Annotated in this window: 7 protein-coding genes; 2 read left to right on the forward strand and 5 right to left on the reverse strand. The window is 63.7% G+C overall.

Features of this window, described 5'->3' with window-relative positions; translation table 11 throughout:
- On the forward strand, positions 1 to 1,548 hold a 1,548-nt coding region (locus SX243_22510; protein ID MDY7095757.1), incomplete at its 5' end, for a hypothetical protein.
- 250 nt (positions 1,549 to 1,798) lie between these two features.
- Here SX243_22510 and SX243_22515 read toward each other — a convergent pair.
- The 4 genes from SX243_22515 to SX243_22530 form a co-directional block, all read right to left on the reverse strand.
- Positions 1,799 to 2,623, reverse strand: coding sequence for a hypothetical protein (locus tag SX243_22515; GenBank protein ID MDY7095758.1), 825 nt, complete (start codon positions 2,621 to 2,623; stop codon positions 1,799 to 1,801).
- Positions 2,624 to 2,842: 219 nt separating this feature from the next.
- Positions 2,843 to 4,192 (reverse strand): hypothetical protein, encoded by a 1,350-nt coding sequence (locus SX243_22520; protein ID MDY7095759.1) that lies wholly within the window; start codon positions 4,190 to 4,192, stop codon positions 2,843 to 2,845.
- An 18-nt stretch (positions 4,193 to 4,210) separates the two neighbouring features.
- Complete coding sequence (locus tag SX243_22525) at positions 4,211 to 5,617, reverse strand: hypothetical protein (GenBank protein MDY7095760.1); 1,407 nt, start codon at positions 5,615 to 5,617, stop codon at positions 4,211 to 4,213.
- Entirely contained in the window at positions 5,614 to 5,940 is a 327-nt protein-coding gene (locus SX243_22530; protein ID MDY7095761.1) for a hypothetical protein, read from the reverse strand. Before SX243_22530 ends, SX243_22525 begins: the two co-directional genes overlap by 4 nt.
- 432 nt (positions 5,941 to 6,372) lie before the next feature.
- Between SX243_22530 and SX243_22535 the strand changes: the two genes are divergently transcribed.
- Positions 6,373 to 8,121, forward strand: a complete 1,749-nt coding sequence (locus SX243_22535; protein MDY7095762.1) for a hypothetical protein — start codon at positions 6,373 to 6,375, stop codon at positions 8,119 to 8,121.
- A 290-nt stretch (positions 8,122 to 8,411) separates the two neighbouring features.
- On the opposite strand, the gene SX243_22540 is transcribed toward SX243_22535, so the two are convergent.
- A complete protein-coding gene (locus SX243_22540; GenBank protein ID MDY7095763.1) occupies positions 8,412 to 9,323 on the reverse strand; it encodes a hypothetical protein in 912 nt (303 codons plus the stop codon).
- Positions 9,324 to 10,419: the final 1,096 nt, after the last annotated feature.

Here is a 10,419-nt window from a genome sequence, read left to right on the forward strand (position 1 = left end):
GGCCAAGCCGCTGCAGGTTACCTTCAAAGCGCCACAGCCTCAGCCATTACCGCTACCGGGATACGCGGCTCGATCTACGCCACCTGGGCCAGCTTCGAACGCCGCCTCCAGGAGTGGATCTTCCTGGAGAGCCTCGCCCAGCAGGACACTCTCATCGGCAATCAACAGATCGAGCTCGCCCAGGATCGCGTGCGCATCGTCGGGCAGGAGCGGACCATCAGTCAGATGGAGACCGATTTCGCCACCGATACGGCGGAGTTCCTGGCGACGAAATTCACCAACGAAGAGCTCTACGATTGGATGAGCGAGGTGCTCGAAGGGATCTACGACTACTTTCTGCAGGAGGCCACCGCGGCGGCCCGGCTGGCGGAGAGCCAGCTCGCCTTCGAGCGGCAGGAGGCGGTGCAGGGATTGATCCAGGCCGACTATTGGCAGCCCCCTTCGGACGACCCGTTGGCTTCCATGTCGGGAGAATCCGGGCCCGACCGCCGTGGCCTCACCGGCTCGGCGAGGCTCCTCGCCGATCTTCATCGCCTCGATCAATACCGTTTCGAAACCGCCCAGCGCAAGCAGCAGCTCACCCGCACTCTCTCCTTGGCGAGCCTGGATCCCTACGCTTTCCAGGTCTTCCGGGAGACCGGCGTGCTCGGCTTCCGCACCGCCCTGGAGATCTTCGACCGCGACTTTCCGGGCCACTACCTGCGCCTGATTCGGCGGATCCGGGTGTCGGTGGTGGCGCTGATTCCGCCGACCACCGGCATCCGTGCGACCCTCTCCACCTCGGGGCTGTCGTGGGTCGTCGTCGGCAAGACCGGGCGGTTCCAGAGGAAGATCCTCCGCCGGGCCCCGGAGTCGGTGGCCCTCGGCGCCCCCAACGATGCATCCGGCGTCTTCGAGCTGGCCGCCCCATCGTCCGAGATGCTGCTGCCTTTCGAGGGCCTCGGCGTCGATACCTGGTGGGAGCTGCGCCTGCCCAAGGCGTCCAATCCCTTCGACTACCGGACCCTCTTCGATGTCTTGTTCACTCTCGAATACACCGCCCTCGATAGCTACGAGTACCGGCAGCAGGTGATCCAGGACCTCGACCGCCGCATCAGCGCCGATCGCGCCTACAGCTTTCGCCATCAATTCGCCGACGCCTGGTACGACCTCCACAACCCGGACCCGGCGGCGACCTCGAGGGTCGTCACCTTCACCACGGGCCGGGAGGACTTTCCCCCCAACCTCGAAGACGCCAGCCTCAAGATCGAGCACGTGGTGCTCTATCTGGCAGGCTCTCAGGAGGGATTGCCGGAGGTGCCTGTGGTCGTCCAGTTCCAGGCCGACGGTGCCGAGTGTCCCTTGGGCGGCGAAGCCATCACCGTGGACGGCCGGATCAGCACCCGGGGATCCAACGCCGGCGGCTGGAGCAACCTCGTGGGACAACCCTGTGCCGGCACCTGGAGCCTGACGCTGCCTGCCGACAAGGACCTCTTCGCTGAAGGGCGCATCGAAGACATCCTGCTGGTCATCACCTACAGGGCCGAAACACCTCCCTGGCCCGCGTGACGCCGGCTACCTTCCTCAATAGAAAGCAAAGCTGGTCCACGAGCTCGTCACTCAGGGCCTTGGCAGCCCGTGGTGAAGGTCGAGCTGCGCTACGAGCGGCTCTTTCGCACCGAATCTTCGTTCGAGAACCTCGCCGATACCGGCATCGCCTGCGGTTGTCTGGCCTTGATTCAGCGAAGAGCTTCTGGCTCTCGCTGGCGTCCGACTCTTGCCAGGGGCTGCTAAGCCTTCCCGTGGCTCCAGCTGGGTTTCAGCGCAGTCGGCGCGCGATCGCCCGGGTTTCGAAGCGGCTCTCACCGGCGACCATGGCGCTCCAGGCTTCCAGGGCTTCAGGAGCTTCCGCGGTATCGGCCCAGTGTTGCAGGAGGTTGCGGCCGGTGCGGGTTCGCGGGGTCGAGCCGGTGCGGCGGACGCGGCGGAGGAGGAGCTCGAGATTCCCCCGCGCTCGCCGCGCTGGGTGCCCTTCGCGGCGGCGATGCTCGTAGCGGCGGTAGACGAGAAAGCTGAGATTGGTCAGCAGCACCGGGTTGTAGTCTCGGCTTTTGGCGGCGAGGCTGCGGCGCAGGAAATAGAGCGAAGCGGTGAAGTCGAGCTCGGAAGCGCCGACCAGCTGGTCGAGGGCATCGAGGAGCGAGCGCTGATTTTCGGACCGACGGCGTGAGCGCGTCAGTTGGGGGGTGAAGAAGAGGGTCAAGGTTCGGGCCTTGAGGGTCAGCAGATCCCTCCGCAGACCGACGTTGGAGAACACCGGATGGGTCTCCAGCAACTCGAAGCCTTCGAGCAGCTGATCGCGCATGGCGGTGTAGTAGCGGTGCGGGTTGTAGAGGGTCGGCGGCCTGGCCTCGACCCGCATCAGCGCATTGCAGTTGCGCGTCGTCGGCCGGCGATAGATCCGGCGGTAGGCCTGGCCCAGCTCCCGGGTGTACGGTGCCACGCGGGCGAGCAGCGTGGCTTCGATGAGCTCGAGCAACCGCTGGCCGTTCCTCGGGTCCACCACCCAAGCGGCGAGAGCCTCGAGCACTTGGTCATAGGACTGCGGCTGTCCGGGGGCGATCACGATCTGGGTCTGTCTCATCTTTCTTCGCCTCCGTGGTCTGCGCGAGCTCATCGAGCTCGGTCTCAGCGTGGTGGTTTCAGAGGGTGAGACGGACCGCGGGGGAGACTTCCGGCTTTGGGTTCGCCGGGGGCCCGGAAAGGCGGTGCCGGGGCCGGTGTAGGGATCTGACTCGTGGATGAGAGGGTTGTAGGGCTACTACCTCGACGGCCAGAAGCTCGACAGCGGCTGGGGCTGAAGTCAATTCGCCGAGACGGCAACCCGACAGCCGTCTTGCGTCTCCTGGAGTACTTCGACTGCGAGCCCGGAGCTCAGGTGCCGATAGGTCTTGCCGGGTTGGATCAGGCCGGGCAGGCGAACCTCGCTCTTGTCGCCACGGATCTGAATCGGGCATTCCCAGGTCGGCACGCTGGCGTCGACAGAGTAGACGAGCACTCCGCCGCCAGGCGCTGGCTCGATCAAATAGGCTCTGGAGACTTTGGCGTTGTGCGCGTCAATCTCCGAGTTGCCGGTCTCGACAGGAGATGGTTGGAGGGGCACCATCAGACAGTGGATCCCGTCCTCTTTCGTCCAATCGGTGAGCTCGATTTCGAATTGCCCGCCTCCGAAGTGCGTGAGCACCTGAGATCGATGGAGCCAACCGAGCTTGAGCCGGTGCCATCCGAGCAAATGGTGGGTCTCCTGATGGTCGGCCATCAGATCCCAAGGACCAACCAACTTGCTCGAAAAGTTGGCCTTACCCGCACCTTCTACAGAGCCGCCATCGTAGAGGTCCGGGAGGCCGCAGAGGTGAAGGGCTTCGTGGAGCAGGAGGCGGTGGTCGGTCTGGGAATCGTAGCTGTCGGCGCCGAAGGTGATGGCGTGGGAGATGGGATGGTTCGCAGTCGGAATGGGGCCCTCGGGTGGCAGACCCGACCAGGCTGGAGAAAGATCGAGCGAGGCGGTCTTCGCGGCCACCACGCACAGAAAGTCGTAGAGCGAAAAGTCCACATCGCCAGCGAAGAGCGCAGCGACGTCTTCGAGATACTCCCGGGCCGAGCCGGAGAGGCATCGGCAGAGAGCGTCGGAGTAGGCCGTCGCCGGTTTCGGCATGCGACGCCATCCGGCCTGGCGCGCGACCGTCAGGCCGGACTGGCCGAAGGAGGTGTCCTGCAGCCAGCGATCCGCACCGCCGCTGATGCGCTGGATGATTCTCGCTTCGTCACTCCAGGACGCTCCCGCCGCCGGTGCGTCGCTGAAGTCGACGAAAAGAAAGATCGTCTTGAGAACCTGATCGGGTCGCAGGAACTCTTGTGGCGTTGCGAGGGACTCGGAGTAGAAGCCGTTATTGAAACGCTCCAGCTCCTCCGGTAGCCCGGTGCTAGGCTCAAGAATACTCCAGGTTGGAACGCGATCCGTAGGCTCGTAGACGGCGACGATACCGTCGTGCTCCCAAGGACCACGGGCCACCCAAGTCTGTCCCGCTTGCCCCTGGATCTGGCGCGTCTCACCGGCATTCAATCGGCCTGAGCCGCTGGCTCGTGGAACACCGTCGAGCTCCAGCCAGACGGCGGTGGTGCGTTGGTTCGATGCGGTGAACGTCACGCTCATGGTGTTTCTTCCTCTGTTTTACTCAAAGATCTCGAATTTGCGGCCGACGAACACGGCGAGAGTTACGTTGTCCGCTTGATCACTCCACCCGAAGGTCAATCCGCCCTGGAAATTGCCGTCCTTGTTGGGGATGAAGTAGATGGGAACCTCGAAGCCGAAGTCATTCGGCTGGCCGCTCTTAGTGCGGTGAAAACCCCGCAGGGCTAGGCCCGCCTTGCCGAACTTCCTGCGGTACTCGAGCGTCAGCAGGTCGGATTCGACGCCGCTCGGTGCCCCGCGGGCGATGTCCTGGCAATCCGCCAGGGCAGAGAAATCCTCGAAATCATCGACCGGTTCGCAAAAGGTGATGTTTTTTGCCGCTTCGTACCCCCGCTCGCGGCTGTAGGAGAGAACAAGAGACGACTCGGTCTGCCGTCGGATCCCATCGGCGAGGAAGAGCACTCCGAAGCGTACGCCCAGGCTGGTGGGGTATTCGTTGTCGGAGGTCTTGCCAAACTCGCTCGTGGTTGTTAGCAAGTCGCGGTCTAGAAAGGTGAATTCCGTTCTGCCGACCGAGGCGTTGAGGCCGAAGAGAGGAGCGGTTCGCTTCTCTGTTAAGAGGCCCCGGTCGATCAAGTCGGCGGTGATCAGCGAAAGAGCGATATCTGTAGAGGTGCCGCAGGGGGCCGTTCTTTCATCTGCGATCTTGTTCAGTGCCTGGACTCTCGCTGCGACCTCCGGGTCATAGCCTGGGGCTTGGTCGGGGAGTCGGTCCGGGTCGGATGTCCACTTCATGTATTGGTCAATTTCCTGAACCGACGGTAGTTCCAGGCTTTGAGTGCTGCGGAAAGCCGCTTCGGCTTGAGTGCTCCAAGTTCCCTCTCCAATCTCATCAGACCGCACTTCTCGAACTCGGTGGAGCGCTGATCGACAATCGTAGAGTCGCTGGTGCTGTATTTGAAGGAGCTCTGCATAGCCGCTGGCATCGCTCGGCAGCCTTGTATCATGCAGCCGATATAGATCGAGCACAGGCCACAGGATGTAGTTGTACTCCAGGCCGAGCTTCTGCGCGCCCACCTGATCGGCGAAGCCGACGAACTCGGCCTGGCCGCTGTCCTTGTTCACCGAGGCGGTTGCCGTGGCCGTCAATTTCGAGCCGATCCAGGCGCGGCTGAGCTGCAAGGTCGCTTTCTCGCCGTCGTTGCCGACCTCGATCACGGCGTTCGATGCTTTACTGAGGTCGGCGCCACTGCCGTCTCCCACCTCGAGCTCTACATCAAAGGCCTCCCTGCACAAAGCGATCATTCTCCTTTGCTCCTGCGTCTGCGGGGCGAGATCCGCACAATACTTCGCTAGATCTGAGGCTGGCAGCGGCGGCTGAGAGAGAAGGGGCGCTGCCACAACGATGGAGAGTGCGATGGCTACCATCCGAAGATAGGTTTTCATGACGTTTCCTCCAGGTAGAGGCGACGAAACTCGAACCAGGGCCGGTTCAACGGGTTCCGCTTCCAGGTGACTTGGGAGGTGTCGTCGTCGGGGTAGTCCAAGAACTTGACTCGGTGCCCGGTCGGGGGAATGAAGCGCAGGGTGAGCTCCGTGTCTTTCGCGTTGACGACGAACGAAGCGGTGACGTAGTAGACCCGACCCACCTTCAGGTCGAGCTCGGCAACGTGGCCATTGAAGTCGATGGGTTGAGTGTTGATCGTTACCGTCAGCTGATCGAGCTTCGACACGTCGAGCTCACGCCTGATCTTGAGCTTGGCGGTCATCTTGTCCTCCTTTTCGTCCTTAGAGACGAGCTCCGACGATCTCAAGGCATCGGTTCATTCACGAGGCTGAATCGTCGATCATTCGTTGAGACGGACCGGATTGGGGATTTTCAGCAGGAGGGGGCTGGAAACTGCGAGGATCGCGCTCGACACGCGGCGGCCGCCTTCAGACGTGGGGTCCGCGACGGCTAACCTGGAGACCGGTGAGCCTGCTCGAGGCCCTATGTTCTGCCGCGAGAGGTCTTGTTCCGCCGAATCTTGGTTCGTACACCTCGCTGAGATCCGCCCCGCTGGCGATCACCGGGGCGGGCAGGGTTGGGCCCCAAGCTTCGGGTGCGGGGGACGGACGAGGCTAGCGGGGGAAGACCGGAGTTGCGTCCGTCTCTTCGGGTAGGATGGAAGAAAATCCTCGACGGGCAAGGAGAAGAAGCCATGATCTACGCGGCTTTCGGTGGAGTTCGATGGGCTGGCTGCGCGTGGGTAGCGGCTGCACTGTTGACGATGGTGGGGGCGTTGCCGTCGGCTGCAGCGGAAGGGCGGTTGGGGCTGGAGCTGGCAGCGCTCAGTCTGGAGAGGGGAGTGGAAACCCCCGTTGAGATCGTATTGTTGGGGCCGGGGGGCGAGCCCACCGAGGCTTCTCAAGACGTCGAGGTCAGCCTGGCCGGGTGGGAGGCGCTGATGGAGACCCGAGCAGTGATCGTCCCGGCGGGAAGGTCGATGGTTTCGCTACGGGTACGGCCCAGGGAGTTCGGTCTGTGGAGGATCGAAGCACGGGCAGAGGGATGGGTTCCGGCTTTCGAAATCGTCTCGTGTCCGCGGCCTCCCATTGTGGAGGCCGAGCCACCTCGGGAATCCGGTTCCGAGAACGAACCGCTCTCAGAAGGTCAGGAGATCGCGCCGCCACCGCTGGCAGGGGAGCTGCCGGAAACTGTGGATCTTGAGGTGCCGGCGGAGCTTTCCGATGCGCGGGTGCAGGAGCACCTGCAGTGGTTGGTCTCTGGCTCCGTGCCGGAAGATGCGGAGCTCAGCGCGGCGGAGAGGGATTTCCAGCGGCAGCTACGGCAGTCGATCCAAAGCGCCGATGGCGCGCCTTTGCGGCTGGTGTTTGGAGACGCGGAGTCCGAGCCGAGCGTAGAGCCTCGGTTCTGGGTGGACAACCGCGTGCAGCTCGAAAATCAGACCGGCCCCGTGTTCGTGCAACAGCAGACCCGCTCCGAAGACACCGAACCGATCACCTCGGAGAAGGGCAGCCTACTGCTGATGGTCGACCGCGAAGAGGCCTGGCCTTGGGCCGGAGAGTATCCGCCGGTGGAGATCTTGGCGTTTTGGACCCTCGACGGCACCCCACAGCGCCGAAGCCTGCCGCTGTCCCTCAAGCTCGTCGCGCAGGCTCCCAACCGTCCAACACTGGCGCCGACGAAGCTCAACATCGAACGCGGCAGTGATCGGAGCGAGCCCGCGACGCTCTCCACGACGAAGCCCGGCACGGTTCGCGTCGAGGGGCTGTGGGGAGTGGACCGGAGCGATCCGGCAGAGATCCACTTCCGGGCTCCGGTTCCGGAAGGACTGCGGTTTTCTTCACGAGGGCAGCAGAAGATCTATGGCGTCGCCAAAGTTAAGATGCCGGTGGTTCTGGAGCTGATTTCGGATCAGGAGGAGCTCACCCAAGCCCTCGAGCCGGTGAGCGTCTTCCTGGAGGTTACGGGCCCCTCCGGTTCCTTGCTGCCCGGGGAGATCAAAATCGAGGCCGGCAGGCCGCTGGCCGACACCGTGCTCGAGCTCTCCCAGCACGGGACCTACGAGCTCACCGCTCAGGCGGTGGGCCTGGGATCCGCCCACCTGACGGTGGTCTATGGGATCGCCTGGTGGCCGCTGATCGCGGCAGTGCTGGGAGGGCTTTTTGGAGCCTTCTTCCGGCTTTCTCAGCTCACCCGAGGGCAACGGAAAGGGCGGTTCGTCCGCGTCGTCGCCGGTGGCCTGTTTGGCGGACTCCTGATGTTCCTGTTGCAGGCCTTCGAGCTGCACTCGCTGCTCGAGGCCAGGTTCGCCTGGGCCGAGGCCTTGAGCGGCGTACCGATCCTCAATCTTCTCGGCGCCTTCCTGTTGGGGGTGATCGGCGGACTGGCCTTCGATGCAGTGGTCGGCCGGTTCACCAAGAGCGGTTCACCAACAGAAAGATAAGAGAAGCAACCGAGGGTGAAAGAGAGAAGCCCGAAGGATCTGGAGCGCGCCGGGTTCGATCCGCGGTGGCTTGCCAGCGTCGGACGCGGTGTTGCGGGACCGCACCGGAGCCTCCGGAATCAATCGTTGGAGTTGCAGGGGCAGCTTGGAGGGCGAGCCCGGCCCGGTGTCGGTGCGTGGGCAGCAGGTCACCGAAGCTCGGTGCACTCCAAGCGGGCCGCGATGGTTCGGTCTGTCTACGGGGGCTGGGCAGCCCGCCGGAGCCCGCCGGAGCCGGCCCGCAGGGGCTGCTATCGTCTCTTTTGTCTTCGGTCGATCAGTCGAATCGGCCCGCCACCGCGCGCCCCGAAACCGAGGCTCAACCCCGCGGACACCGCGAGGTCGCCCTCACCCTGCCAGGCTCTGCCAACCTGTACGAAGAGGATGAACCGTTCTACCTCGGCGCCCAACCGGTAGCTGAGGTGGGGAGACGGCTCGAAGGAACCCTTCCTGGCGGCTCCGATCACTCCGACCACGATCTCATGAGTCAGCAGGCCCTCGTGGGTGAAGGCCAGCGGGAAACCGACACTGAGATCGAATAGAGTGCTCCGGCTTCCTCCCCAGTCTCCTTGACCGATGCCCAGGCGATAGTTGGCGGAGAGGGGATGGAGGCCTCCCCAGAGGTCTTTTCGGAGGGAGAATGCGAAGGAGGCGCCCACCAGGGCCGCTGCTCCGTCGGAGTCGTCCCGAAGCCCCGCCCCGAGGGTGTAGAGGGAAAGAGAGAAGCCTGTGACGGCGGGCCGGGTGGACTCGCCGATGCCCAAGTAATAAAAGTGTCTCGTATCGGTTTCGTGGAAGTCCTCGCCCTGCTCGCTGGCCTGGGTGAGCTCCCGGCACAGGTCCGAGGAGGAGAGCTTGCGGGCTTCCGGATCTACGTACGGGTGGTAGTGGGAGATCTCATAGGCTCTGTTCGGCCTCGTCTCGGACCCACTCCTCCGGAGGTTGAGGGGCCTCACTCTGAAGGGAAGAGTCACGATGTCGAGGGGGTCCAGCATCTTCGGGCCGGCGTTGGCGTATTGCAGGGGGAGCAGCGTCCGGATTCCCCATCCTTCGCTATCGGAACGCTTCCCTTCAACGAACGCCGTGAGAGTGTTGAGAATTGACAGATACGTGGCTTCCGACAAGCGACAGAGGTTCTCGGCGTTGTCGGCGGAGCACAGCATTCCGTCTCCGAAGGCGGCCCAGGGAGCGTCATAGGGTGCGTTCCTGACGCAGCGGCCGAGGCGATTCCAATGATTGTGAAAGAGGCGCGAGGGGGTGTTGCTGCTCGCTCCACGGTTGAACCCCAGATGACCGGCAGCGAAGGAATCCTGCAGGTAGTGACAGGCGAAGGATTCCTTCGCCAAGGCCTGGTCCAGGAGCGAGCTCGCCGCCGACGCGCTGCCTCGGGGCAGCTCCCCCAAGGCTTGTTGGATCGCCGCGGCGTGCAGTTTCTGGTACTCCTCCATGGAATGCGGTGCAAAGTGTTTGCGATTCCTGAGGACTTGTTGGAGGAAGCGGGCCGGGCTCGCCGCCTGACGGCCGGAGAGATCCCCCACGAGCTCCTTGGGATGGGATAAATGGTCGCCCGCGATGGCGCAGGACTGCCCGAAGACAATGGCCTCCCGGTGAAAAGCAGAGCTGACAAAGGAATGACAGCTGGCAGAGACCGCCTCGGCGAGGCTGTCCGAGCCAGAGGCCGGGTCCGGGCGCAGAACCTGACGACAACCTGGGAAGGTCCCGAGGCCGCGGTCTTCCTCGTAGAGCCGGCAGGGGCCACAGGCCAGAGTGATCTTGCGCTGCGCTTCGACCGGTAGTGGTGGAGAAGCCTTCGGCGAATCACACAAGGTCGCGCAGGCGCGGGTGTAGGCGCGCGTGGCGACCTCGAAGTGCTCATCGAAGTTCCAGGCTCGAGCGGGCGCAGTAGAAAGGATCCCGAGCAGGGCAACCGCCAGAGCTGCACGCCCGAAGACAGTGCTTCTCCAGCGCGGCGGATACGTCGAGCACGAAGAGAAGTGTACGACCCACCCGCTGACAGAGACAGACATAGGAACCTCCTACCAGACCACGGCATCGCCTTCGGCCCATCCCACTCGCTGACGGGGCCCGCGATGGAGCAGCCCGGGGTGAACGTCGCAGCGGAAACTCCCGCTACCCGTCCCGAGGCCGCTTCAGCCTCGCCGTTCCCGCGCATTCGAGAACCGTTGTTGGATCAGAGACCGTTTCTACCAAGGTTGCCGCACCGGTGCTCTGGGTGACACGGGGGGTGGGTTTGTTGCG

The organism is Acidobacteriota bacterium, from assembly GCA_034211275.1.
Lineage (GTDB): Bacteria > Acidobacteriota > Thermoanaerobaculia > Multivoradales > JAHZIX01 > JAGQSE01.

Excerpts from the sequence above, each read along its gene's own strand:
- SX243_22515 (MDY7095758.1), bottom strand. The coding sequence starts at position 2,623 with ATGAGACAGACCCAGATCGTGATCGCCCCCGGACAGCCGCAGTCCTAT.
- SX243_22520 (MDY7095759.1), bottom strand. The coding sequence starts at position 4,192 with ATGAGCGTGACGTTCACCGCATCGAACCAACGCACCACCGCCGTCTGG.
- SX243_22530 (MDY7095761.1), bottom strand. The coding sequence starts at position 5,940 with ATGACCGCCAAGCTCAAGATCAGGCGTGAGCTCGACGTGTCGAAGCTC.
- SX243_22525 (MDY7095760.1), bottom strand. The coding sequence starts at position 5,617 with ATGAAAACCTATCTTCGGATGGTAGCCATCGCACTCTCCATCGTTGTG.
- SX243_22540 (MDY7095763.1), bottom strand. The coding sequence starts at position 9,323 with ATGCTGTGCTCCGCCGACAACGCCGAGAACCTCTGTCGCTTGTCGGAA.
- SX243_22535 (MDY7095762.1), top strand. The coding sequence starts at position 6,373 with ATGATCTACGCGGCTTTCGGTGGAGTTCGATGGGCTGGCTGCGCGTGG.